The sequence below is a fragment of the Tahibacter sp. genome (assembly GCF_032229445.1).
In the GTDB taxonomy this organism is placed as follows: Bacteria; Pseudomonadota; Gammaproteobacteria; order Xanthomonadales; family Rhodanobacteraceae; genus Tahibacter.
On the sequence record NZ_JAVTWC010000018.1, the window covers coordinates 48,480 to 71,791 of the forward strand.

General features: G+C 68.1%; 22 protein-coding genes. 14 read left to right on the forward strand and 8 right to left on the reverse strand.

Translation table 11 applies throughout. The features are described from left to right. Positions 1-175 precede the first annotated feature (175 nt). Positions 176-2,881, forward strand: coding sequence for a serine/threonine-protein kinase (locus tag RUU78_RS04060; protein ID WP_313913920.1), 2,706 nt, complete (start codon positions 176-178; stop codon positions 2,879-2,881). Here the strand turns inward: RUU78_RS04060 and RUU78_RS04065 are convergent. Beyond that, positions 2,878-3,438 (reverse strand): ECF-type sigma factor, encoded by a 561-nt coding sequence (locus RUU78_RS04065; RefSeq protein ID WP_313913921.1) that lies wholly within the window; start codon positions 3,436-3,438, stop codon positions 2,878-2,880. The genes RUU78_RS04060 and RUU78_RS04065 overlap by 4 nt on opposite strands. Before the next feature lie 57 nt (positions 3,439-3,495). On the opposite strand from RUU78_RS04065, the gene RUU78_RS04070 reads away from it, so the two are divergent. From RUU78_RS04070 to RUU78_RS04100, 7 genes are all read left to right on the forward strand, one after another. Beyond that, entirely contained in the window at positions 3,496-3,792 is a 297-nt protein-coding gene (locus RUU78_RS04070) for a hypothetical protein (protein WP_313913923.1), read from the forward strand. Positions 3,793-4,016: 224 nt separating this feature from the next. Next, complete coding sequence (locus RUU78_RS04075; RefSeq protein ID WP_313913925.1) at positions 4,017-4,787, forward strand: hypothetical protein; 771 nt, start codon at positions 4,017-4,019, stop codon at positions 4,785-4,787. Positions 4,788-4,918: 131 nt separating this feature from the next. After that, entirely contained in the window at positions 4,919-6,406 is a 1,488-nt protein-coding gene (locus RUU78_RS04080; protein ID WP_313913927.1) for an alpha/beta hydrolase, read from the forward strand. Continuing rightward, on the forward strand, positions 6,403-7,134 hold the full coding sequence (locus tag RUU78_RS04085; RefSeq protein ID WP_313913929.1) for an ATP-binding cassette domain-containing protein: 732 nt from the start codon (positions 6,403-6,405) through the stop codon (positions 7,132-7,134). The genes RUU78_RS04080 and RUU78_RS04085 overlap by 4 nt, the downstream gene beginning before the upstream one ends. Before the next feature lie 157 nt (positions 7,135-7,291). Further along, complete coding sequence (locus RUU78_RS04090; RefSeq protein ID WP_313913930.1) at positions 7,292-8,467, forward strand: ABC transporter permease; 1,176 nt, start codon at positions 7,292-7,294, stop codon at positions 8,465-8,467. Between the two features lie 423 nt (positions 8,468-8,890). Then, positions 8,891-10,417: a hypothetical protein gene (locus tag RUU78_RS04095; protein WP_313913932.1), complete on the forward strand. Its 1,527-nt coding sequence runs from the start codon at positions 8,891-8,893 to the stop codon at positions 10,415-10,417. 173 nt (positions 10,418-10,590) lie between these two features. Beyond that, positions 10,591-10,839 (forward strand): hypothetical protein, encoded by a 249-nt coding sequence (locus RUU78_RS04100; RefSeq protein WP_313913934.1) that lies wholly within the window; start codon positions 10,591-10,593, stop codon positions 10,837-10,839. Between the two features lie 7 nt (positions 10,840-10,846). Here the strand turns inward: RUU78_RS04100 and RUU78_RS04105 are convergent, their stop codons facing one another. The 4 genes from RUU78_RS04105 to RUU78_RS04120 all read right to left on the reverse strand — a co-directional run bounded on the left by RUU78_RS04105 (position 10,847) and on the right by RUU78_RS04120 (position 14,521). Next, positions 10,847-12,055: an alpha/beta hydrolase gene (locus RUU78_RS04105; protein ID WP_313913936.1), complete on the reverse strand. Its 1,209-nt coding sequence runs from the start codon at positions 12,053-12,055 to the stop codon at positions 10,847-10,849. Positions 12,056-12,249: 194 nt separating this feature from the next. Continuing rightward, on the reverse strand, positions 12,250-13,152 hold the full coding sequence (hemF, locus tag RUU78_RS04110; RefSeq protein ID WP_313913938.1) for an oxygen-dependent coproporphyrinogen oxidase: 903 nt from the start codon (positions 13,150-13,152) through the stop codon (positions 12,250-12,252). Between the two features lie 191 nt (positions 13,153-13,343). Continuing rightward, the gene (locus RUU78_RS04115) at positions 13,344-13,739 is read right to left on the reverse strand and encodes a hypothetical protein (protein WP_313913940.1); all 396 of its coding nucleotides are present in this window, start codon (positions 13,737-13,739) and stop codon (positions 13,344-13,346) included. 167 nt (positions 13,740-13,906) lie between these two features. Further along, the gene (locus tag RUU78_RS04120) at positions 13,907-14,521 is read right to left on the reverse strand and encodes a YdcF family protein (protein WP_313913942.1); all 615 of its coding nucleotides are present in this window, start codon (positions 14,519-14,521) and stop codon (positions 13,907-13,909) included. 334 nt (positions 14,522-14,855) lie between these two features. On the opposite strand from RUU78_RS04120, the gene RUU78_RS04125 reads away from it, so the two are divergent. The 6 genes from RUU78_RS04125 to RUU78_RS04150 all read left to right on the forward strand — a co-directional run bounded on the left by RUU78_RS04125 (position 14,856) and on the right by RUU78_RS04150 (position 21,138). Beyond that, on the forward strand, positions 14,856-16,058 hold the full coding sequence (locus tag RUU78_RS04125) for a beta-ketoacyl-[acyl-carrier-protein] synthase family protein (RefSeq protein ID WP_313913944.1): 1,203 nt from the start codon (positions 14,856-14,858) through the stop codon (positions 16,056-16,058). Beyond that, positions 16,055-16,855, forward strand: coding sequence for a beta-ketoacyl synthase chain length factor (locus RUU78_RS04130; protein ID WP_313913945.1), 801 nt, complete (start codon positions 16,055-16,057; stop codon positions 16,853-16,855). The genes RUU78_RS04125 and RUU78_RS04130 overlap by 4 nt, the downstream gene beginning before the upstream one ends. Then, a complete protein-coding gene (locus RUU78_RS04135; RefSeq protein ID WP_313913947.1) occupies positions 16,852-17,652 on the forward strand; it encodes a glycosyltransferase family 2 protein in 801 nt (266 codons plus the stop codon). The genes RUU78_RS04130 and RUU78_RS04135 overlap by 4 nt, the downstream gene beginning before the upstream one ends. 15 nt (positions 17,653-17,667) lie before the next feature. Continuing rightward, positions 17,668-18,909, forward strand: a complete 1,242-nt coding sequence (locus tag RUU78_RS04140; protein ID WP_313913950.1) for a cation:proton antiporter — start codon at positions 17,668-17,670, stop codon at positions 18,907-18,909. 94 nt (positions 18,910-19,003) lie between these two features. Then, entirely contained in the window at positions 19,004-20,593 is a 1,590-nt protein-coding gene (locus RUU78_RS04145) for an NAD(P)/FAD-dependent oxidoreductase (protein WP_313913952.1), read from the forward strand. Then, positions 20,590-21,138 (forward strand): hypothetical protein, encoded by a 549-nt coding sequence (locus tag RUU78_RS04150; RefSeq protein ID WP_313913954.1) that lies wholly within the window; start codon positions 20,590-20,592, stop codon positions 21,136-21,138. The genes RUU78_RS04145 and RUU78_RS04150 overlap by 4 nt, the downstream gene beginning before the upstream one ends. 12 nt (positions 21,139-21,150) lie before the next feature. Here the strand turns inward: RUU78_RS04150 and RUU78_RS04155 are convergent, their stop codons facing one another. The 3 genes from RUU78_RS04155 to fabG all read right to left on the reverse strand — a co-directional run bounded on the left by RUU78_RS04155 (position 21,151) and on the right by fabG (position 23,251). Further along, on the reverse strand, positions 21,151-21,603 hold the full coding sequence (locus RUU78_RS04155; RefSeq protein WP_313913956.1) for an NADAR family protein: 453 nt from the start codon (positions 21,601-21,603) through the stop codon (positions 21,151-21,153). 121 nt (positions 21,604-21,724) lie between these two features. Beyond that, positions 21,725-22,225, reverse strand: coding sequence for a hypothetical protein (locus RUU78_RS04160; protein ID WP_313913958.1), 501 nt, complete (start codon positions 22,223-22,225; stop codon positions 21,725-21,727). A gap of 294 nt (positions 22,226-22,519) precedes the next feature. After that, on the reverse strand, positions 22,520-23,251 hold the full coding sequence (gene fabG, locus RUU78_RS04165; RefSeq protein WP_313913960.1) for a 3-oxoacyl-ACP reductase FabG: 732 nt from the start codon (positions 23,249-23,251) through the stop codon (positions 22,520-22,522). Between the last annotated feature and the right edge of the window lie 61 nt (positions 23,252-23,312).

A 23,312-nucleotide genomic window follows, 5' to 3' on the forward strand; every position in this document is an offset into this window, starting at 1 on the left:
CATGTCGTTCCAGTACGGGATTTGTCCGGGAAGGGGACACGCCTGATGAAATCCCGATGCGCTGTCCCGTTTCGCCAAAAAACCCGTACTCACCGATGAGCAACGATTGCCTCGCCGTGCACCGCTTCGGTATACGTGACGGGGTGCCGCACACCGAACGCCTCGCGAGTACCACATGACTTCCCTACCGATGGACCCGCAGCGCTGGCAGCGGCTGCGCAGCTGGCTTGACCGCGGTCTGGATCTCGACCTGCCCAACCACGCCGCATTCGTCGCCGCGCTGCCGGCCGGCGACGCCGACCTGCGCGACGACCTGCTGCGACTGCTGGCCGAGCACGTGCGCACCGACGCGCGTGCCTGGGAAGATCCGATCGCGCTGGCTGCAACGCGTCTGGTCGGCCCCGCGCAGACCGCGCGCGACGATGATCGCGACCGCGTCGGCGAACAGATCGGACCTTACCGGTTGCTCGAACTCATCGGCACCGGCGGCATGGGCGCGGTATATCGCGCCGAACGCAAGATCCAGCGCTTCACCCATCGCGTGGCGCTGAAGGTGATGCGCCAGGGCATGACGTCGCCGTCAATGCGCGAGCGCTTCGAGCGCGAACGGCAGATTCTTGCCGGCCTCGTGCACCCGAACATCGGCACGCTGTTCGAAGGCGGCGAGACGCCCGAGGGCCAGCCGTACTACACGATGGAATACGTGGAAGGCGTGCCGATCACCGATTACTGCCGCGAAGCCGACCTGTCGCTGGAAACGCGCGTGGCCTTGCTCGTCGACGTGGCGACAGCGCTGGCGCATGCGCACCAGAACCTCGTGGTCCATCGCGACATAAAGCCGTCGAACATCCTCGTGACCGCCGACGGGCGCGTGAAACTGCTCGATTTCGGCATCGCCAAGCTCGTGGGCGTCGATGCCGACGACACGCACGCCGCGTTCGGCCCGATGACGCCGGAATACGCGGCTCCGGAACAATTCCACAATGATAAAGTAACGGTCGCCACTGACGTGTATCAGTTCGGCGCACTTTGCTTTCGCGTGCTCACCGGCAACCTGCCCTACCGCGCCAGCGTCGCCGACAGCCTGGCCTGGGCGCAAGCGGTGAGCACGCAGGAGCCGCAGTCGCTCGCTCGCGCGCTCGACGCCGCGCATGCGTGGAAGGCTGCGCCGAACCTGCCGCGGCTGCGGCGCCAGTTGAGTGGAGATCTCGACGCGATCGTGCGCAAGGCGCTGGCCAAGGCGCCGGCCGACCGCTACCGCTCGATCGACGCAATGGGCGCCGATCTCGCTGCGTTCCTGCGCGGCACGCCGGTGAGCGCACGCGCGCCGCGCGCGGCCTATCTGCTGCAGCGGTTCGTGCAGCGCCATCGCTATGCAGTGGCCGCGAGCGTGCTGGCGACGCTGCTGCTGCTGGCCGCCACGGCGTTCAGCCTGCGCGCGGCGCACGAGGCGAAACGGCATGCGCATCGCGCGGAAGTGGCGAACCGGTTTCTGCTCACCGCGCTCGACATCACCGACGTGTTCAGCGATGCCAACCGCGGCGACTACAGTCTGTCAGAAGTGATCGAGCGCGCGGTGACGCAGGCGCGTTCGGCCCTGCGCGACGAGCCCGAGGTGCGCGCAGACGTGCTGAGCCAGCTGAGTCTGGCCTTGCAGCATCGCGGCAAGCTGGAAGCGGCGCTTTCCGCGGCCAACGAGGCGTACGAACTGCGTTTCCGGACCGCCGATTCCGAACCGCTGGAACTGGCCGCGGTCAGCCAGCAGCTGGCGAGCCTGGAAATCGAAATGGGCCGCCTCGACGACGCGGCGCGCCATCTCGACGACACCGTGCGACAGCTGGAACGCGCCGGCGATCAGGAGCGCCGGATGATCCAGGCGCATACGAGCCACGGCAAGCTTGCGAGCCTGCGCGGCGATGCCGAAGCGTCGTTGCGCCGTTACCGTCTCGTGCTCGGCCTGCGCCAGGCGTTGCCCGGCGACAACAGCGCCGACATCGCCATGGACTACGGCAACCTCGGCACCGGCCTGTTCAATCTGAGCCGCTTCGGCGAATCGCGCGAGGCGTTCGGGCGGGCGCTGGACGTGGCACGCAAACACCTCGGCCAGCAGCACGCGCGCACGGCATTCCTTGAATGCAGCCTTGCCTTCGCGCTGACGCATCTCGCCGAATTCGACGCGGCGAGCGCGCTGCTCGATCATGCCGACGCCGTCCTGCGGCCCAGCGGCGCAATCGCCACACCCAGCATCGTGAACACCGCTCACGTGCGGGCCGCGATCGACTTCTATCGCAGCGACTACGCGCGTGCTGTGCAGCACTCCGATGCGGCGCTGGCGCAGATGCGCAGCGGAAGTCCGGTGAGCGTGGCAGGCAGCCTGATCACTCGCGGTCGCATCGAACTCGCGCTCGGCAATACGGACGCGGCGCAGCTCCGGCTGCGCGAGTCCGAAGCGCTGTTCCTGGCCAACGGTCGCGGCGATCACGCGCAGCGCTGGTATGCCCACGGGCTGCTTGGCGCCGCGGGCGGCGATGCGCAACTGGACGAGGCGATACGCGAACTGATGCGGCCCGAACGCCACGCCGGATTCGAACTGGTCGATCTGTCGGCCTATGCCGGTGCTGCGGCGCGGCGCCGCGGCGATATCGCTGCCGCGCTGCAGGCGCATCGACGCGCGGCGGCGCTGCGGCAGCAGCTGGGCTGGCTCGGCGCGCTGGGTCAGGCGCGCGCCGATGCCGAACTCGCGCTCGACGGACTGACGCCCGGCGCGGACGCTGCGGCGCGTACCGCAGCGCCCGCGCTGCGGTCGCGCAGCATCGCCGAGCTCGAACGTCTTGCGCCGCGCGATCCGCTGTTGACGGCGCTGCGGGCGGCGCTGCGCTAACCCCCGCGACGAATCGCATCGCCGAGAAATGCGCGTGCGATCGACCAGTGGCGCTTGGTCGTGCGTTCGCTCACGCCGCGCACGCGGGCGATCTCGTTGAGCGGCAGGCCGACGAACGAATGCCATTCCACGAGTTCGGCCAGTTCCGGATCGAACGCCTTGAGTTGCACCAATGCCGTTTCGAGCGCGAGCAGTTCGTCGAGCGGCTTGTCCGGCTGCTCGATGCGGTCGGTCAGTTCGGTCCGCACGAGGCCGCCGCCATGCCGCGGCGTGGACTTGCGGATCGACGTGTCGATGATGATCTGGCGCATCGCCTGCGCGATGACGTTGTAGAAATGCGCGGTGCCGTGGATCTCGCCGTTGCCGCGCGCAAAGCGGATCCACGCCTCGTGCAGCAGTGCGGTGGGATTCACCGTCAGCCCGCCCTGCGCGCGGCGCAAATGTCCGCGCGCGACACGCTTGAGTTCGTCGTACACGAGCGCGAACAACTGCTCCTGCGCCGCAGGATCGCCGCGATCCAGGCCCGCAAGCAGGTTGGTCAACTCGGGTCGGCTCATCGGCGCTCCGCTCGGCGGTGGACCCTGAGTGTAGCCGCGCGCGCCGCCCGCGGCGCGATGACTCGTGACGTCCGCGCGGCGGGCAGCCGATGTTCGTCGATCGCCGAGTGCGGCGAGTTCGAGGTCGCGCCGCTGACGGTCAGCGACGCCGAGGCCACGGCCGCCTGCGTGCGCTTGGCCGAAGACCCGGGCCAGATGATCGAGCCCGCCTGCGGCATCGCACCGGTCCCGCTGTATGCGCGACATCGGGCGCTGGCCGGCGTGCGTCACGCCGTCGCCGTGGTCTGCGGCGGGCAGGTCGTGACGCTCGGCGATCTGGCGCGCTGGCAAGGGGAGCAGGTGGTTGCGAGCTAGAAACAGTAGAGAGGAGTGAGAAACGATTAGCGGCGGCGACGGGCTTTGCTTTCCAGTGATCTCGCGGTCCTCTCTACTCTCCACTGGCAAGCCGGCAAGGGGAGTGAGCATCGAGTGACCGCGGCGAGTGGGCTTTGCCACACTCGTTTCCCGCTGCTCCCTGCCCTTACTCAATTGCTCTTGAGTCCGGTACATTCGGCCCTCGCCACCCAGGGGCTTCCACCATGCGTCTGTTCGTCGGCCTGATCAGTCTCGTCGGCACGCTGCTGTTCGGCGCGGCGCTGCTGCTGTCGTTCGCAAGCCCGATCCGCATCGAGGCGTTCGCGCAGGAGCTGCTCAAGCGCGAAGTCGCCGCGCGTGTCGGTGATTCGCTGAGCGCCGTGGAGCGTTCGGCCGTCGGCCAGTTCGCACAGCGGCTGGCGGAAAAGCATCCCGAGCAGGTCGCCTCGCTGAAGCGTCAGGTGACGCAGCGCGTCGTGCCGCTGGTCGAGGCCGTGGTCGCCGAGATGCGCGACCCAGCCTGCCCGTGCCGGCAGAAGCTCTCGCAGATGCTCGATGCGACGCTGCCGCCCGGGAGACTCGCCGACCTGCTGCAGCCCGGTGGCCGCCTCACCACGTTCATCGAGGGCAAGTACGCCGAGGTCCGGGTCGCACTGCTGCGCGAGTTCCGTATCTTCACCGGCGCCAACGCGCTGATGTTCGCGCTGCTCGGCGTCGTGCTCTACGTGCGTCGCGGTGCGCGGTCGCAGCTGCTGCTGCCGGTCGCCGTGCTGCTGCTGACGGCGCTGAGCGTGGGCTATCTGTACCTGTTCCAGCAGGACTGGCTGCACGCGATCGTGTTCAGCGATTACCTTGGCTGGGGCTATTTCGTCCATCTCGCGGTCGTCGGTGCGCTGGTCGCCGACCTGCTGTTCAACCGCGCGCGCGCCAGTACGAGCGTCGTCAACCTGTTCCTGTCGGCGATCGGTTCCGCGGCGACGGCGAGTGCCTGCTGATTCGCGGCGACGCGACACCCGCCGGGGATGGCCGCGCGCCGATGGCGCTGCGACGGAACATGACTGCCGACCGATGCGGCGGCAGCGGGGACAGCGGCTAAACTTCGCTGCTCGCCTCTCAAGGAATGCAGATGCTCGCGATTCTCGGCGCGGTGATGCTGTCGCTGGCCCAGCCGGCCGCAGCCAACGACGTGCTGCCGCTGGGCAGCCTTGAGTTCCGCCGCTGCGAGCTGAGCCAACCGCGCTCGGCAGCGACGACGGCGGCCTGGTGTGCGGACTTCTCGCAACCGGAGAACCGCGCCCAGCCGGACGGCCCGCGCATCGCGTTCCGGCTCGCGCTGATCCGGAGCGACGCGGTTCCGGTCAAGAGCGATCCACTGGTCCTGCTTGCCGGCGGGCCGGGACAGGCGGCGACCGAATCGTGGTCGCAGGTGGCCGGAGCGCTCGCGCTGGCGCGCCGCGCGCGGCATGTGATCCTGCTCGACCAGCGCGGTACCGGTGGATCGAATGCGCTGCGCTGCGAGGACGACACGGCGAAGCAGGGCGGCGACGTCGTCAAGGCGGCGCACGCGCACGCGCCCGCTGCGGCCGGTGCACGCGCGATGACGCAGGACTGCCTGCGCCGCATCCAGGCCAATGCCGATGCGACGCAGTACACGACCAGCATCGCCGTAGAGGATCTCGAAGCGCTGCGCCAGGCGCTGGGCGGGGTGCAGTACAACCTGATCGGGATCTCCTACGGTACGCGCGTCGCGCAGCAGTACACACGGCGCCATCCGCAGGGCGTGCGCAGCCTCGTGCTCGACGGCGTGGCGCCGAACGAGGTGGTGCTCGGCGCGGATTTCGCGCGTTCGCTCGACGACGCGTTGCGCGCGCGCTTCGCGCTCTGCGACGCGGCAGCGGCCTGCCGTGAACGTTTCGGCGATGTATACAAGGATCTTTACGCGCTGCGCGCGCGGCTCAAGGAAAGCCCGCTCGCGGTCACTCTGCGCGATCCGCAGACGTTCGCGCTGCTGAGTGCCACGCTCGACGCGGACACCTTCGCCGGCCTCGTGCGGCTGTATGCCTACGCGCCGGAAACCGCGGCGCTGCTGCCGCTCGCGATCCACGAGGCCGCCGCGGGCAACGCCGCGCCGTTGATGGGTCAGGCGAACCTCATCACGGCCGACCTCGGCGCGACACTGACTTCGGGCATGGGCCTGTCGGTGATCTGTGCCGAGGATGCCGACCTGCTCGTGGCGCAGCCCGAGCAGGCAGCGCTGATCCTCGGCGACGACTTCACTGCGGCGCTGCGCACCCAGTGCGAGGTCTGGCCGCGCGGCCAGCGTCCGGCCGATTTCCACGAGCCGCTGAAGTCGGACATTCCGAGCCTGCTGCTGTCGGGCCAGTACGATCCGGTCACGCCGGCGCGCTATGGCGATCAGGTCGCCAAGGGCCTGAGCCGCTCGCGCCATCTGGTCGCGCCGGGGCAGGGGCACAACGTCATCGGCCGCGGCTGCATCCCGCGCCTGCTCGCGCGCTTCATCGACAAGCTCGAGACCGACACACTCGACGCCGGCTGCGTCGGTGACATGGGCGCGACGCCGTTCTTCCTCGACTACAACGGAGCCAGCCCATGATCGAGGTCGATGATCTCCACAAGGCGTTCGGTGCGGTAAAGGCCGTCGACGGCGTCAGCTTCGTCGCGCGCGACGGCGAGATCACCGGCCTGCTCGGTCCCAACGGCGCGGGCAAGACGACGACTCTGCGCATGCTCTACACCCTGATGACGCCGGACCGCGGCGCCGTGCGCGTCGATGGCACCGATGCGGCGAAGCAGCCCGACGTGGTACGCCGCCGTCTCGGCGTGCTGCCGGATTCGCGCGGCCTGTACAAGCGCCTGACGGCGCGCGAGAACATCGAATACTTCGCGCGTCTGCAGGGACTGGACAAGGCGACCATGAAGACGCGCTGCGACAGCCTGATCGCCGCACTGGACATGGGCGATATCGCCGCGCGCCGCACCGAGGGCTTCTCGCAGGGCCAGCGCGTCAAGACCGCGATCGCCCGCGCGCTCGTACACGATCCACGCAACATCATCCTCGATGAGCCGACCAACGGCCTCGACGTGATGGCCACGCGCGCGATGCGCCGCTTCCTGCTGCAGCTGCGCGCGGAAGGCCGCTGCGTGCTGTTTTCCAGCCACATCATGCAGGAGGTCGCCGCGCTCTGCGATCGCATCGTCGTGATCGCGAAGGGCCGTGTCGTGGCCAGCGGCAGCGCCGACGAGCTGCGCGCGCAAACCGGCGAAAGCAACCTCGAGGAAGCGTTCGTGCGCATCATCGGCAGCGACGAGGGACTAGAGTAGTGATTCGGCAGTTCACCGAACGATTTCGGCGTCTTTCGCCGCGATACGTCGTTGCAGCTCGTCGCCGTACTATCCCGTACGTCTCCTCGCCGCGCCTAGTCTCGTGGCGAAATCCATCCGAAATCTCCGTTCAATGAACTGCCGAGTCACTACTCGCATGAATACCGTGATGATCGTGTTCCTCAAGGAAGTCATCGAGAACCTGCGCGACCGCCGCACCATCACCAACGCGCTGATCCTCGGCCCGCTGCTCGGCCCGCTGCTGTTCGCCGGTCTGACCTCGCTGATGATCACGCGCGAGCTGGACCGCGGCGAGAAGCCGATCGAGGTGTCGATCGTCGGTGTCGAGCACGCGCCCAACCTCGTCGAGTTCCTCAAGCAGAACGGCGTGCGTCCGAAGCCGCCGGTCGACGACGGCGAGGCGCGCGTACGCGCGCAGGACGAGGACATGGTGCTGCGCATTCCGCCGAGCTACGGCGAGGCCTGGCGCGCTGGCAAGACCGCCCAGGTCGAGCTGCTGTTCGATTCGTCGCAGCGCGACTCCGCTACGCCGGTCGAACGTCTGCGTGGGTTGCTGCAGGCCTATTCGAGCCAGAGCGGTGCCATGCGCCTGATGGCGCGCGGGCTGTCACCGGCGGTCGCCTCGCCGCTCGTGGTCGCTTCGCGCGACCAGTCCACGCCGCAGGGTCGCAGCGCGCTGCTGTTCGCAATGCTGCCGTATTTCCTGATCCTGTCGGCCTTCATGGGCGGCATGTATCTCGCCATCGACACGACCGCCGGCGAGCGCGAACGCCAGTCGCTCGAACCGCTGTTTGCCAATCCGGTTGCACGCTGGCGCATCCTGGCGGGCAAGCTCGCCGCCACGTTCGCGTTTGCGATGGCGAGTCTCGCGCTGTCGCTGCTCGCGTTCGCTCAGGCCGGCCGCTTCATTCCGACCGAGAAGATCGGCATGGTGCTCGACTTCGGGCCGCGCTTCGCCGCCATCGCGCTGCTCGTGATGGTGCCACTCGTGCTGCTCGCGAGCTGCCTGCAGACGCTGATCGCCGCGTTCGCGAAAAGCTATCGCGAGGCGCAGACCTACCTGTCGCTGCTGCTGCTCGTGCCGATGCTGCCCTCCGCGATGCTTGCGGTGCTGCCGATCAAGGCGCAGGCCTGGATGTTCGCGGTGCCGCTGCTGAGCCAGCACCTGATCATCACGCGGCTGGTCCGCGCCGAACCGGTCAGTGCGCAGCAACTGCTGCTGTGCCTGGCCTGCGGTTGCGCCACCGCCGCCGTCGCGGCGCTGCTGACGGCGTGGGTATACCGCTCGGAGCGGCTCGCGATCTCGGGCTGACGCGCCAGGCGCGGCCCGCCGGTTCGCGCGATCCGGACATCGACACGCGATGTCGTCATGCGCGCTTCGACGATCTGCTGCACGGCGTTGCGGATCGGGGCCGTGACGTCGTGCCGCGATGTCATCGCGCCGCGGCCGTGTCGCGAACCGCCTTGGTGATCTCCCCCGACGTGCGCAAGGAGCGTTCGCTTGCAGCCATCGACGGAGCGCTCGGGCAGCACCACCGGCGTCCGGCGCGCGACCAGCGAGTGCGTGTGTAAAAGTCGGAATCTTTTTGATCAGATCTTGCGCGGTTCTCCGCGTCTGTCCCGGAACACTGGGGGAAATCCCCGGTTCGTGCGTCACAGCCCATACCGCCGTGAGTCGTCATCGCGCACGCGGCATCGTCTGTGTCGCGTAGACACCGTGATCGAGGAGAAGGGGATGCACAAGGGTTTGCAGGGACTGCTGCTGGCTGCCGGACTCGGCGTTGCCGCGAGCGCGCATGCTGTCGTACTGGGTGTGCGCGACCAGGGACAGGTACTGATCTTTCCGTACTACACCGCGAGCGCGGGCAACACTACGCTGATTGCGCTGGCCAACAACAGCGACCAAGGCCGGATCGTGCAGCTGCGTGTCGCCGAGGGCAATATCGGCGACACCGCGCTCGTGCTCAATATCTACCTCGCCGGGCGTGACAGCTGGAGTGGCGCGATCGGCACCGACGGCGGGCGCAGCGGCGCCTTCCTGATCAGCGACGATTCGACCTGTCTGTTGCCGGCGCTTGGCGCGCCGTTGCCCGACCACCCGGGCCGGCGTCTGCAGCCGCTGGCGCTTGCCGGCATGCCGCCGGATGCACAGGCGCGCACGTTCGAGGGTTGGGTCGAGGCCATCGAAATCGCCACCGTGCAGCCGAATACGGCCACTGATCGCGCGATCGGCAACGTACCGGGCGTGGCGCGCAATTGCGCAGCACTCGCCGCCGCGTGGACCGCGCCGGGCGGTTACTGGACGGCCCTGCCCACGCGTGACCTCGGCAATCCGCGCGGTGGTCTGAGCGGCTACAGCGCCGTGATCAATGTGGCCGCGGGCACCTACTTCGGCGCCGCTGCGGTCGCGCTGGACGAGTTCCGTATCGATCCGACCGACCGTCCACGCGGCACGCTTTCCAGCGTGGTCAGGCATTTCTTGCCGGGTGCGCAGCAGCTCACGCTCGCCGATGCGGTCACCGACCCGCAGGATCGTTACGTGCTCGCGAGCGCCGTCGCCGACAATCGCAGCCTGACCCTGACCTATCCGCTGGAGCGCGCCGTCGACGCAGTCAGCGCCGTGCTCGCCGCGGACGAAATCAGCGCCGATTTCGACACGCGCGAAGGCATCGGTGCCACGACGTCATTTGTGCAGATGTTTCCAACCAAGCGTTTCTATACCAATCCCACGCTGCTTCCGCCAGGCACTACCGCGCCGCTGCCGCCGTTCCGCGCCATGTACAACGCGCTCGCGCCGTTTTCCGTGATCGAACGCCAGGCCGTGCTCATCGTCGATCGTGAGGCGGTCGTGCTCGTCGATTCCGGTGCGCCGCAGTTCGGCGGCTGCGAAGCCAGCGCGCGCCATCCGGCCACCGCGCTGGCCGTGACCGTGCCTGGCGGCGGCCCACCCGATCCATTGCTCGGAACCCGCTTCCACGGACCGATGAACCAGATCTGCGGCGGCGGGCCCGGCGAACCGCTGAACGCAGTGGGCAACGTCACGCTGAAACTCGGCCAGGCCCTTTTCGGCAATGGCCCCGTCGCACTGCGACCCTCGCGCGAAGGCCTGCGGCTGACCGGCCTGCCCGTGATCGCGACGCGCCTGACCAACTACGTCAACACTGGCGCGCAGCAGGGCGTGCTCGCGAACTATTCCTCGGCGCTGCCGGTGACGGCGCGTGCGCGTTGTGTGGACGGCACCGGGCAACCTTGCGAACGGTAGCGCGCTACAGGCGGACCTTCTGCGTCATAGGCAGGCTGATCGGCGAACGATCGACGACGCCCGGTGCTACTGGCCGTATGGAGGTCCGGCAGGCTATTGTCCCGGACTGGACGCGTCGCTGCCCGTTGCGGCGGCGCATTGCGTTTCATGCCTGGCCACAAGGAGTTTCCGTGATGCCCCAAGCCAAGAGCCATATCGAGATCGCGTTCCAGTCGATCCCCGTGTTCGCCGACGACGGCCAGCTCGACATCGGCGAAATCAACTTCCTGCTCGGCCTAGCGCTGCGCGATCAGCTCGTCGACGAGGACGAGCGGCGCGTGCTCGGGCAGATCTTCGCCCAGGCCGAGAAGGGCCACGTGCCACCGGGCGTGCAGGCGCGCATCGACGAAGTACGCGAGAAGCACGACATCCGCCGCGCGTGAGGCGCGGCTAACCCGGTTCGAGCCAGCCGTGGATCCGTTCGTATACGAGCGGATGAATCAACAAATCCATGTGTCCCAAGCCGCGGAACACATGCCGCTGTTCGGACGGCAGCTGCAGCGACTGACTCGGGTCTGCGTGCTGGCCCAGCGCGCTGGGCACCGGCACGAGGCCGTCGCCGATCCAGCGGGCGCGCGTACCGTCGCTGCTGCCGGCGAGGGTTGCGGCGGCAAGGTACCAGCGCGCACCGGGAATGTCCGGTAGCGGTTCCAGCAGGGCCTGTTCCTTGCGTTCGCCGCGCGCGCGGTCGCGGTCGCTGCACCAGCCGTGACGAAGGTCCTTCACGCCGGCGCTGCGACGCTCGGTCAGTTTGGCCAGCGAGCGCGTATACGGCAGCGATTCCAGCGCGGCGCTGAGGCGGCCGCCGATGCGTTCGAGCGGCGCACCGAGGTGCGGCGAGCCCAGGCAGATGGCCGAGGCGAGCCTGTCACGCCAGGCCAGTTCCGCACGCGCCGCATGGCTGCAGGCACTGCGGCAGACCAGACCGCCCATGCTGTGGCCGATCAGCACGATGCGCTCGATGTTGCCGGGATGTGTGTCGACGAGCTGTTGCAGGCGGCGCGCGAGATCGCGGCCGTTAGCAGAGATGCGTCGCCCGCTGTTGTAGCGCACGCGCACGGCGCTGCCGCCCAGGTCGCGTTCCAGACGCGTGCCGAAATCGTCGCCGTCGCGATCCTGCCACTGGCTGTCGTTGAGTCCGAGGCCGTGCACGAACACGTACAACGTGCCGTTGGAGCAGGGCAGCTCGCGTGCGAGCGTAGTCGCGTCGAGCGCCAGCGCGCGGCCATTGCGGCAGAACTCCAGGCGCAGCGCGAGCGGATTCCGCGTGGTTTCGAGGTGGTCGCCGATCGCGCCGTTCAGCGCGCTGATCCAGGCGTTCGACGCGTTGTGCTCGGCCTCGTCGCTGCTGCGCGGCAGCACGTAGCGCTCGTACAGGCCGAGCGACCCGATCGCCGCGGTGCTGGCGACATGACCGACGTCACGCAGCCGCGCATAGACGAAATCGGTGGTGCGCGCGATCAGCTGGCCGAACGGCAGCAGGCGCGCGAACGGATCGAGCACAGCCTGATGCATGCCTTCGACGACATCGAGGGCGCCGAGGAAGCCTTCGCCCGCGAGCTGGGCGGTGCCGCGCAGGAAATCGAGCCGGGATTTCATCAATGCAGGTTGCCTTCTGGTTACCCACGGCCATCCGATGCCGTGCGCGACCTTGCCGTTCGTGCGCGCGTCGGTGCGCGCCCCGTCGAGACCGGCACCCGGGATTGCCCGAGCCAGTCAGCCCGACGAGGTTAGCGCATGGCCGTGGCTTGCAGTATCCGGGGCGCCGGTGTGTCGACCAAGGTCGCTATCGTTCACCAGTCGCGCGGCACGAGGTAATCGGCCAGGCGCGCCTCGGCGCTGCCGGGCTCGGGCTGGTAGCCGTATTCGAAGCGCACGCGCGGCGGCAAGCTCATCAGTATCGATTCGGTGCGTCCGCCCGACTGCAGGCCGAACAGGGTGCCGCGGTCCCAGACGAGGTTGAACTCGACGTAGCGGCCGCGCCGGTACAGCTGGAACTCGCGCTCGCGCTCGCCGAAGGGCAGGGCGCGGCGGCGTTCGACGATGGGCAGATAGGCATCGAGAAACGCATTGCCGACGGACTGGGTCAGCGCGAAGCAGTGCTCGAATCCGCCGTCGTTGAGATCGTCGAAGAACAGCCCGCCGACGCCGCGCGTCTCATTGCGGTGCTTGAGGAAGAAATACTCGTCGCACCAGCGCTTGTAGCGCGGATAGACCTCCTCGCCGAACGGCGCGCACGCGGTGCGCGCGGTTTCGTGCCAGTGCCGCACGTCGTCGTCGAACGGATAGAACGGCGTCAGGTCGAAGCCGCCGCCGAACCACCAGACCGGGTCCGCATCGGGCTTGTGCGCCTCGAAGTAGCGCACGTTCATGTGCGTGGTCGGGATGTAGGGATTGTGCGGATGCAGTACCAGCGAGACGCCGAGTGCGCTCCAGCTGCGTCCGGCGAGTTCCGGCCGCTGCGCGGTGGCGGATGGCGGCATGCGTTCGCCCTGCACGCGCGAGAAGCCCACGCCAGCCTGCTCGAATACGCCGCCCTGCTTGAGCACGCGCGAGCGTCCGCCGCCGCCTTCCGGGCGCTGCCAGCTGTCTTCACTGAAACGGGCTTCGCCGTCGATCTGTTCGAGGGCGGTGCAGATGCGGTCCTGCAGGCCGTGCAGGAAGGTTTGCAGGCGCGATACGGCGGTCTCGGTCATGGCGGCGCGGTCGGCGGAGGGCGCAGGGGAGGAGCGCCGATAGTAGCCTGTGGCCGTGCACCAGCCCGGTGCCGCGTCCCTGTGCCGCAGGCGTGTGCTGCGCGAACCGGCCGAGGCGGGGTCATGCCACCGGCGCGCTGGCAACGCGGGGCCGGGCGAGCGCGTCGCGGCCGGCCCCGGAGGTATTGCGCTTACATCAGGGTGAGTTCGCCGCTGATGTCGACGACGAGGTTGTTGATCCAGCTGTTGTAGTTCTGGTGGATCAGCTTCTGGCCTTTCTTTTCGGTGTAGTTGAGGTTCTCCGAATCGATGTAGCTGATGCGGATGTCCTTGGCGTTCCAGTCGATCGCGATGCGCGCCTTGTGCTCGCGCACGAGCAAGGTGGCCTTGATCGCGCCAGGCTTGTCTTCCGACACGATCCACTTGCGCGCAACCAGCGCCTTCTTGACGACCCGGGCGACATCGGCGCTCTTGGCCTTGGCCGGAATCGCGATCGGGTCTGGATTGACCAGCGGCGCTTCGCGCCAGCCGCTCAGCAGCAACAGGATCGGCAAAAGCAAAATAAGAACAAATCTATTACGCAGCATGATCGCTCCATCGATGGGTGGGCCGGCCGGCCCGCGGCGAGTGTGCCGGCCGCCAGGTTTTCGGACAAGACAGTCCGGGTCAAGACACCGCAATGTTCGGAAACTCAGGGGTTGGCGCACTACGCCAGGCGGCGTCGCGGACGCGGGCGATTGCCGCGGTGCCGGACTCAGGTCACGCGGTCGACCATGCGCTGGTGGCCGATGAGCTGCGCCCAGCGCCGGCCGACGCCGAGCCAGAGGCAGTAGCTCGCCTCCAGCACGAGCCGCACCAGCAGGCTGGCGTTCCCGCGCAGGCGTGGCTCGGCGGCGACGATTTCCGCATCCAGGCCGAGCGAACGGGCCAGCATCAGGCAGCGCGGCAGGTGATAGCGGCTGCTGACCAGGGCAATGCGTTCGGCGGCGTCCGGACCGAGCAGGTCGCGTGCGTTGCGCAGGTTTTCGAGCGTGTCGGTCGAGGCGTCCTCGCAGCGCACGTCGGCCTCCGTGGGCAGGCCATGTTGTTGCAGCCATTGCAACGCCGCAGCGGCCTCGCTGAGCCCGGCGCCGGTGTGCCCGCCGAGCAACAGCAGCGCGTAGGGCCCTTCGCGGACCAGTGCGAGGGCGCGGGACAGACGTGCGACGTAGTCGGCGTCGATGGCTCCGGCGTCGAGGCGCTTGCCGAATAGCAGCAGCGTCGCGGCTGCCCGCGGCCGCAGCGGAGCGACCCGGGCCAGATGCACGGTGCGCAGGAAGACATACAGCCAGAGCAGGCCGCCGCTGAGCACGACGGCAAGCGCTGTCACGAGCAGGGAGTGCCAGACATCGCGGTCCCCCAGATGGCGCCAGGGGCCGTCACGAAAAGGCGAATAAGAAGCAGTCATCGTGCGCGGAGGGGGCAGGGATTCATGAATGCAATCGCCGTTGTATAGTCGTGCGCCCCGGCGGTGCAAGCCGGGTGAATCCGCAACCCCATGGAAGCGTCGAAACCCGAACCGGTTCTTGCTTCTGCAGCCCCTCGGTCCGGGGGCGGCCAGGCTGCTTGCGCGGCAGGTGCCTGGCGGAGCACGTGGAGATCGGGTGCTGAGCCTAGGGGCGACAGCGCAAGGACTTGTTCAGGACTGCCTTAAGGTGCCGCGCTTGCCATCCCCCATTCCACCCCTGGCCGTGACGGCCCATACCGCCACTTCGGCCGCCGGCCGCGGCGTGGCCGCGTTCACCCGGTCGCTGCGCGAGCGCCGCGGCGGACTGCGGGCCAATGATTTCAGCAGCGCGCCGCTGGAATGCTGGATCGGCCGGGTTGATGGCCTCGAACAGGACGCCGTGCCGGACGCGTTCGCCGCGATCGACTGTCGCAACAACCGCCTGGCCTGGAAGGGCCTCACGGCCGACGGTTTCCTCGATACTGCGCGCGCTGCGGTGCGGCGCTACGGCGCCGACCGCGTCGCGGTCGTGCTGGGCACCTCCACCGCCAGCATCGGCGCGACCGAAGAGGCCTACCGCCAACTTGGCGTCGACGGTGGCTTTGCGCCGCCCTACCGCAATTTCCTGCTGCATTCGCCGCATTCGCTCGTGGCCTTCGTACAGGGGGTGCTCGGCACGACCGGGCCGGCCTGCACGGTGGCGACGGCCTGTTCGTCCAGCGCCAAGGTATTCGCCCAGGCCGAACGCCTGATCCGCCACGGCTGGGCCGACGCGGCCGTGGTCGGTGGCGTGGACACCTTGTGCGATAGCGTGCTGTTCGGTTTCAACGCGCTGCAGCTGGTTTCCGACGCGCCGTGCCGGCCGTTCGATGTGGCACGGCGCGGCATCTCCATCGGCGAAGCCGCCGGTTTCGCGCTGCTCGAACGCGGCGCTGTCGATCGCGCCGCACCACAGTTGCTCGGTTGGGGCGAGTCCAGCGATGCGCACCACATGTCCTCGCCGCATCCGCAGGGACTCGGCGCGCGCCTGGCCATCGACGCGGCGCTGCAGCGCGCGGGACTCGAGGCGGCCGCGGTCGACTACGTCAACCTGCACGGCACGGCGACGCCAGCCAACGATGCGGTCGAGGCTGTCGTTGTCGCCGAGTCGTTTCCGGCCGGCACGCGCGCGAGTTCGACCAAGGGCTGGACCGGCCACACGCTCGGCGCGGCCGGCATCGTCGATGCGGTGGCCTGCCTGATCGCGCTCGAGCAGGGCTTCATTCCGGGCACGCTCAACTGCGACGTGCCCGATCCCCTGTGTGGTCCGCAGCTTGCGCAGGACAATGTCGACCGTGCGCCGCAGGTCGCGCTGTCGTCCTCGTTCGGCTTCGGCGGCAACAACGCCGTGCTGGTGTTCGGACGCGGGGACCGCGCATGAGCGAGGTCGTCGTACGCGTGGCCGGTATCGGCATCTATGCGCTGGGCTTGACCGGTTGGCCGGTTGCCGCCGCGGCCCTGCGCGGCGGCGACGTGCCGGACCCGTCGGAGCCGCCGCGGCCCGCACCGCCGCTGCTTCCCGCGGTCGAACGGCGGCGCGCGCCGGACACGGTGCTCTACGCCACCCAGGCAGCGGCCGAAGCGTGTGCCATGGCCCAGGCCGATCCGGCTACGCTGCCGTGCATCTTCAGTTCTACCCAGGGCGACATCGCAATCACCCACTACATGTGCTCGACGCTGGCCACGGCACCGCGCGAGCTGTCGCCGACAAAATTCCACAATTCCGTCCACAACGCGGCTGCGGGCTACTGGGGCATCGCCACTGGCTGCCGTGCGCCGTCGACGGCGGTCAGCGCCTGGGTCCACAGCTTCGGCAGCGGCCTGTTCGAAGCGGCCGTGCAGGCGGCCGACGACGCGGCGCCGGTGCTGCTGGTCGTCTACGACGCGGCGGCCGTCGGCCCGCTGTGCACGACGATCCCGTTCGACTGCGGTTTCGCGCTGGCGCTGGTGCTGGCGCCCGACGGGCCGGCCACCGTCGGCGCGCGCCTGCGCCTGAGCGCCGCGACCACGGCGGGGGTGGCGAGCGAACCCACGCTGGACTGGGCGCGAGCGCTGCGGGCGCGCAATGCCTGTGCCGACAGCCTTGCGCTGCTGCAGGCGCTCGCTGTGGGTGAACCGGCAACGCTGCGCATCGATGCCGGTCCCTCGTTCGCGCTGGTCGCGCAGGTGATGCCATGACGCTGCCGCGTGCCGCCGTACTGATTCCCTGCCTCAACGAGGAGCGCGCGATCCGCGCCATCGTCCAGGGCGCGCTGCAGCACAGCGAGCAGGTGATCGTCGTCGACGACGGCTCCAGCGACGGCACGGTCGCCGCTCTGGCCGGGCTGCCGATCCATCTGATCCGGCACGAACGACCCGGCGGCAAGGGCAATGCACTGCGTGCGGGGTTCCGGCGCGCCCTGGAGCTGGATGTCGACGGCGTGCTGACCATGGATGGCGACGGCCAGCACCACTACGGCGACATCCCGCGCATCCTGCGCGCCGCCGCAGGCCTGCCCGGACATATCGTCGTCGGCGCACGCCTGATCGGGCGTGAGCGCCAGCCGTGGATCCGCCATGTCGCCAATGACATCGCCGACTGGGGCATCGCCTGGGCCGTGGGGCAGCGTCTCGTCGATTCGCAAAGCGGTCAGCGCTGGTATCCGCGCGAAGTCGTGAAACTGGCGGTCGACGTGGCGCCGCAGGGCTTCGTGTTCGAGGCCGACATCCTCATCGAAGCGGCACGGCGTCTGCGCACGCGCGTTGCCGCCGTGCCGATCGAGGTGCGCTATGCGGGCGAGTTCCGCCGCAGCCATTTCAAGCCGCTGCGCGATTTCTGCCGTATCACCTCGCATGTCTTCGGCCGCGTCGTCGAGGCTGGCTCGGTCGTGCGCACCTACGGGATTGCGCGCAACACCCCGATCCAGGTCATCGATCCGGACACGGCTGGCCATCCGACGCCTACGGATACGGCAACGGCCCCGGAGCGGGCGTAGCCAATGGGGAACTCGATGCTGCTGCTGCAACTGGTGGTGATTCTCGGCACCGCGCGTGTGCTCGCGCTGCTGCTGCGCTATCTGGGCCAGCCGGCCGTGATCGGCGAGATGATCGCGGGACTGGCGCTCGGTCCGATCCTGCTCGGCAATGTCGCGCCGGACCTGCACGCGGCGCTGTTCCCGCCGCAGAGCCTGCCGGCGCTGGCCGGTATCAGCCAGATCGGCCTCGTGCTTTTCATGTTCATTGTCGGCGCCGAGTTGCGCATGCCGACTGGGCTGCGTTCTCAAATGGTCGCGTCGGCCTGGGTCGGCGGGCTGTCCATGCTGCTGCCATTCCTGTTCGGGCTCGCGATGGCGCCATGGCTGCATCCGCAGCTCGCGCCGGAAGGCGTCGCGCTCCTTCCGTTCGCCCTGTTCGTGGCGACTGCGATGGCGATCACCGCCTTCCCGATGCTCGCGCGCATCCTCAAGGACAAAGGGCTGGCGAGTACCCCGGTCGGCGCGCTTAGCTTGATCGCGGCAGCCGTGGCCGATGTGCTGGCCTGGATACTGCTGGCACTCGTCGTCGCACTGATCGCGGCCGATGGCGGCTGGTTTGGTTTAACGCGCATGCTTGCCGGCCTCGTCGTGCTCGGCATCGTGGCCTTCGCGCTGGTGCGACCGGCCGTGGCGGCGCTGCTGCGTCGGCATGCCAACGATGGCCGGCCCGACGGTATGGTGCTGGCGCTGCTGCTGATCATCACGTTCGCTTTCGCGGCACTGACCCAGTGGCTTCAGCTGCACGCGGTGTTCGGCGCCTTTCTGTTCGGTATCTGCCTGCCGCGCGACGACCAGCTCCTGGATACCCTGGTCGAGCGTCTGGAACACGTCGCTGTCCTGGTACTGATGCCGGTGTTCTTCGCCCTGGCCGGACTCAATACCAGCACCGATGCCTTCGGCGGCATGGGACTGGCCACGCTCGGCCTGATCCTGTTGCTCGCCATCGTCGGCAAGGTGCTGGGTGGCGCGGCTGGCGCGCGCGTCTGCGGCATGGGCTGGCGCGACGCGTTCGCGATGGGCGCGCTGATGAATACGCGCGGCCTCATGGAGCTGATCGTGCTCAAGGTCGGCCTGGATGTCGGCGTGATCGGCAAGGAGATGTTCACCCTGCTCATGCTCATGGCCGTGATCACGACACTCATGACGTCTCCGCTGCTGAGCCTGCTTATGAGTCGCCACGGTGCAGGTATCCCTGGCGGCGACAAGGCGCCAGGATAGCGGCGCACGGGACGCGCGGTACCGCGCGCGCCGGTAAGATCGAGCATCGCCGGCAGCACCGGCGGCAATGAACCGCACTGCAAGGACGGAAACGATGAGCGAGACGCGACACGATGTGCTGATCATGGGCGGCGGACTGGCGGGCCTGTGCCTCGCGCTGCAGCTCCACAAGCGCTTTCCCGGCATAGCCGTGCGCGTGCTAGAGCGTTCCGGCCATCCGCTGCCACTGGCCGCGCACAAGGTCGGCGAATCCAGCGTCGAGATCGGCGCACACTATTTCGACACCGTGATCGGGCTGAGCGAGCACCTCGACGAGAAACATATCCGCAAGTTCGGTTTCCGCTTCTTCTACTCCGAAGGCCGCGAGGACCTGCCCGCGTTGACCGAGCTGGGCGTGCGCGCGGTATTGCCGCGGCCTACCTATCAGCTCGATCGCGGCATCCTCGAGAACCATCTTGGCGAAGAAGTGCGCCGCCACGGCATCGACTTCCTCGACGGCGCCGTGGTGCGCAGCGTCGACATAGCGAGCGGCGACGGCGACCACAGCGTCGGCTACGACTACGGCGGCGAGAAGCACGTCGCGCGTGCACGCTGGGTCATCGACGCGGCTGGCCGCGCCAACATTCTCAAGCGCAAGTTCGACCTGGCGCAGGCCAACGGACACGACGCGAACTCGGTCTGGTTTCGCATCGACGACAAGCTCGAGATCGACCAGTGGTGCAACGACGAGCGCTGGCGCCTGGAATGTTCGCCGCCGGAGCGCTGGCGCTCGACCAATCACCTGTGCGGTCCGGGTTACTGGGTCTGGCTGATCCCGCTGGGCTCGGGCGCACATTCGGTCGGCATCGTCTGCGACGCCAAGATGCACCCGCTGGAAACCATGAACACGTTCGAGAAGGCGATGGAGTGGCTGAAGAAATTCCAGCCGCTGGTCTATCGCGAATGCGACACGCGCCGCGACAAGCTCCTCGATTTCAAGTTCCTGCGTGGATTCTCGCACGGCTGCAAGCAGGTGTTCTCCGGCGACCGCTGGGCGATCACCGGCGACGCCGGCGTCTTCCTCGATCCGTTCTATTCGCCGGGCAGCGATTTCATCGGCATGTCCAACAGCTACATCTGCGCGCTGATCGAGCACGACCGCAAGGGCGATCCGGTCGGGCCGTACGCCAAGATCTACCAGCAGATCTATTTCTCGTTCTACGAATCGACGCTGACCCTGTACCGGGATCAGTACCCGCTGTTCGGCGATGCCGAAGTCATGTCGACCAAGGTGATCTGGGACTATGCCTACTACTGGGGCGTGCTGTGCCAGATCGTGTTCCAGGACCGCCTTACCGACCTGCGCCTGTTCAGCGACCTGAAGCCTGAACTCGAAGCCGTGCGCCAGCTCAACATCGAGATGCAGGCGTTCTTCATGCGCTGGATGGCGGTCAATCCGCCGAACAACCCCGCGGCCATGCTCGACCAGGGCGAGCTGCCGTGGTTCTACGAGCTCAACCGCACGCTGCATGACCCGCTCGACGACGACGGCGTGCGCGCACAGATACGGCGCAATGTGGACATGTTGCGAAATCTGGCGGCGGGCATGGTGGCGCAGGCGCAAAGCGATTGCCCGGGTCTGGAAGGGCTTACGGTCGCCGGTGATGCGCAGGCGGCACCGCTGCTGTTCGAGCTCGCTGCGTGAGCGCGCGCCGGACCGCTGCTGCGATGCTGATGCTGGCCGCGCTCGGCGGATGCGCCGATTCCGCGCCGCCCGCGGCACCGGCTTCGCCCCCGGACGTTGTGAAACCGGCCGACCCGTCGCGTGACGGCGCCCGCGCCGGCCAATGGGCACGGGCCGAATCCGAGCGTGACAAGCGACCGATCGCCTGGCAGTACCGCGAGGACTTCGCGGTGGCCCCGCCGCGTCAGCTGCCGCAACTGCTCGTGGTGTCGCAGGGGCTGAAGATTCCCTACGTCGGCCAGGTCGATCCGGCGCTGCAGCAGGGATTCGCGGTTCGCGAACAGCGCCTGCTCGATGCACTCAAGGACAAGGCGGAACTCGTGGCCGTGCTCGACTGGAGCCAGCAGCACGACTGGTTTTTCTACGCTGATGCCAGCGTCACGCGCGAGAGCGTGACGCTGGCGCTCGGCGACGTGGGTGGCCACGATGTCCGTGTCACGCTGGAGAACGATGCGCAACAGCAGTTCTACGGCACCCTGAAACAGCGCGTCTCGGGTTCTCCGTAGCCGCGCCGAAGCTCATTCGGACGCCGCGGCGGCGCGCAAAGCCTCGCGCACCTGCATCAGGACCTGCCCGAGCATGTTCCTGCCGCGGCCGTCGCCGCCATCGCCCCAATAGGCGTCGTTCGCGGTGTGCTCGACGAGCTTTGCGTCGCCGGTGGCCAGCAGCAGGGCGGTCAGTTCGGCGTGCTGGCTGAATTTCGCGCGCACGGCGTTGCGCATGACCTCGACTTTCACCGACTCCCAGTCCGGGCGCAGCTTCTGCTTGCGATCGCGCCCGAGGTTCGCCGCATCCATCGGCGAACGCGCCGTCCGGATGCGTTCGCGGTAGGCCGGGTCATGGAATTTCTGCGCCTGGAAATAGTGTTCCGACGTCGGCCAGCTCTTGCCGTCGAGATGGATCCGGTGCGGCGAGAAATTGGAGAATTCGCCGTAGTCTTCGCTGGGGCGGTAGAAACGGATCGTGTCCATCGGGTCGCACCTGCAATCGGACAATGGCGGGACTGAAAACAACGACGCCGGGGCGAAAGCGCGCCGGCGTCGCTGCAACGGGCCGGCAGACGCCGGCGATGGTCTGCTTCGAAGAGGCGCCTTACCGGTCGCCGAGCTGCGCATCGCGGGTCGGCGCCTTCATCCACTCGGCCACGTCCTTGCCGATGGCCTTGATCGTGCGCCCGAGCACCGAGCAGGAGCCTTTGTAGCCGGCAAACGCGCCGCCCATCGAATAGCGCTGCGCGACGAAATTGCCAATCTCCTGGCCGTCCTGATACAGCGTGCCCTTTGCGCGCGAAAATTTCTGATGACCGATGAATGCATTGCCGCGCGATACCGCCTCGTCGATCTCCACCACGAGGACTTTGCCGGCGTCGTTGCGCGAGACCTGCTCGGCAAAGCGCGTTTCGATGCGGTGCTCCTTGGCGAATTCGGCGATGAACAGCGGCAGTTTCGCCGGCAGATCGCACTCGGTCCTGATATTGGTCGCGATCTCGCTCTCGTCGGCGTAGGGCGCGGTGCGCGGAAGGGTGATGGTATCGGCCTGGGCGGCGGTGGCGGCGAGCAGGACCAGCGAAGCGACAGCGCAGCGTTGCAACATGGAATTCCCCCGATTGTGGATAGCGCCAGGCCAGCTTGCGTCAGGCGCGCGACTTTGCCCAGATCCGAACGGGGGGTGGAAAAACCCCACTGCCTGTGAACGCCGGCGGCACGCGCGGTACGTCGCCAGACCGGCGCCGATACCGAAGCCGCGATCGCGGTCCGTGCTGCCTGCGATGCTGCGCCTGGTTGATCCCCTGGACTCGGACGACACGTCGCGCCAGCAGCGCCGTCAGCGATGCACTCCTTCCACACGCTTCGTTGGGTTGCCGCGGGCCGCCTCAGTGCCGCGGCTTCAACTCATCGCACCGTCGACGCCGATGATCTGGCCGGAAATGTAGGCGGCCGCATCGCTGGCCAGGAACGCAACGAGCGCCGCCACTTCCTCAGGCTTGCCCGCGCGCGCCATCGGTACGGTCTGGCGGATCTGCTCGGGCGAAAAAGTCGCGTCGCTGAGGCGTCCGGCAATCACGCCGGGGGCGACCACGTTCGCGGTGATGCTACGGCTGGCCATTTCCCGTGCCAGCGACTTGACCGCCCCGTGCAGGCCGGCCTTGGCCGCGGCGTAGTTGGTCTGGCCGCGATTGCCCAGCACGGCCGCGACCGAGGAGATCGCGATGATGCGGCCGCGACGCTGCCGCGCCATCGGCAGCAGCAAGGGTTGTGCGACGTGGAAGAAGCCGTGCAGCGACACGTCGATGACGCGATGCCACTGCGTCTCGCGCATGCCGGCCATGAGTGCGTCGTCGTGAATGCCGGCGTTGTGTACCAGTATCGAGATGGTGCCGTCGGCGAGCAGCGCTTCGACGGCGGCGCGCGTGGCGGTGGTGTCGCAGAGGTCGAAAGTCACTGCCTCGGCTGATCCGCCGTCGCCGCGAATGGCTTCGACGACAGCTTCGGCGCGCGCGAGTCCGCTGTTCGCATGCACGATCACGTGTACGCCCTGGCGTGCGAGCGCGGTGCAGATCGCGCCGCCGATGTCGCCGCTGCCGCCGGTGACGAGGGCGCGGGGTTGGGAAGGAGTCATGTCATTGCTCGCGCTGTGTAGGCCCGCCCCCTGAAGGGGACTCTCTCGAGCCACGCCGGTG

What these genes read in the sequence shown, in the direction of transcription:
- RUU78_RS04060 (WP_313913920.1), top strand. Translation starts at nt 176, where the DNA reads ATGACTTCCCTACCGATGGACCCGCAGCGCTGGCAGCGGCTGCGCAGC.
- RUU78_RS04065 (WP_313913921.1), bottom strand. Translation starts at nt 3,438, where the DNA reads ATGAGCCGACCCGAGTTGACCAACCTGCTTGCGGGCCTGGATCGCGGC.
- RUU78_RS04070 (WP_313913923.1), top strand. Translation starts at nt 3,496, where the DNA reads ATGACTCGTGACGTCCGCGCGGCGGGCAGCCGATGTTCGTCGATCGCC.
- RUU78_RS04075 (WP_313913925.1), top strand. Translation starts at nt 4,017, where the DNA reads ATGCGTCTGTTCGTCGGCCTGATCAGTCTCGTCGGCACGCTGCTGTTC.
- RUU78_RS04080 (WP_313913927.1), top strand. Translation starts at nt 4,919, where the DNA reads ATGCTCGCGATTCTCGGCGCGGTGATGCTGTCGCTGGCCCAGCCGGCC.
- RUU78_RS04085 (WP_313913929.1), top strand. Translation starts at nt 6,403, where the DNA reads ATGATCGAGGTCGATGATCTCCACAAGGCGTTCGGTGCGGTAAAGGCC.
- RUU78_RS04090 (WP_313913930.1), top strand. Translation starts at nt 7,292, where the DNA reads ATGAATACCGTGATGATCGTGTTCCTCAAGGAAGTCATCGAGAACCTG.
- RUU78_RS04095 (WP_313913932.1), top strand. Translation starts at nt 8,891, where the DNA reads ATGCACAAGGGTTTGCAGGGACTGCTGCTGGCTGCCGGACTCGGCGTT.
- RUU78_RS04100 (WP_313913934.1), top strand. Translation starts at nt 10,591, where the DNA reads ATGCCCCAAGCCAAGAGCCATATCGAGATCGCGTTCCAGTCGATCCCC.
- RUU78_RS04105 (WP_313913936.1), bottom strand. Translation starts at nt 12,055, where the DNA reads ATGAAATCCCGGCTCGATTTCCTGCGCGGCACCGCCCAGCTCGCGGGC.
- hemF (WP_313913938.1), bottom strand. Translation starts at nt 13,152, where the DNA reads ATGACCGAGACCGCCGTATCGCGCCTGCAAACCTTCCTGCACGGCCTG.
- RUU78_RS04115 (WP_313913940.1), bottom strand. Translation starts at nt 13,739, where the DNA reads ATGCTGCGTAATAGATTTGTTCTTATTTTGCTTTTGCCGATCCTGTTG.
- RUU78_RS04130 (WP_313913945.1), top strand. Translation starts at nt 16,055, where the DNA reads ATGAGCGAGGTCGTCGTACGCGTGGCCGGTATCGGCATCTATGCGCTG.
- RUU78_RS04135 (WP_313913947.1), top strand. Translation starts at nt 16,852, where the DNA reads ATGACGCTGCCGCGTGCCGCCGTACTGATTCCCTGCCTCAACGAGGAG.
- RUU78_RS04140 (WP_313913950.1), top strand. Translation starts at nt 17,668, where the DNA reads ATGCTGCTGCTGCAACTGGTGGTGATTCTCGGCACCGCGCGTGTGCTC.
- RUU78_RS04145 (WP_313913952.1), top strand. Translation starts at nt 19,004, where the DNA reads ATGAGCGAGACGCGACACGATGTGCTGATCATGGGCGGCGGACTGGCG.
- RUU78_RS04155 (WP_313913956.1), bottom strand. Translation starts at nt 21,603, where the DNA reads ATGGACACGATCCGTTTCTACCGCCCCAGCGAAGACTACGGCGAATTC.
- RUU78_RS04160 (WP_313913958.1), bottom strand. Translation starts at nt 22,225, where the DNA reads ATGTTGCAACGCTGCGCTGTCGCTTCGCTGGTCCTGCTCGCCGCCACC.
- fabG (WP_313913960.1), bottom strand. Translation starts at nt 23,251, where the DNA reads ATGACTCCTTCCCAACCCCGCGCCCTCGTCACCGGCGGCAGCGGCGAC.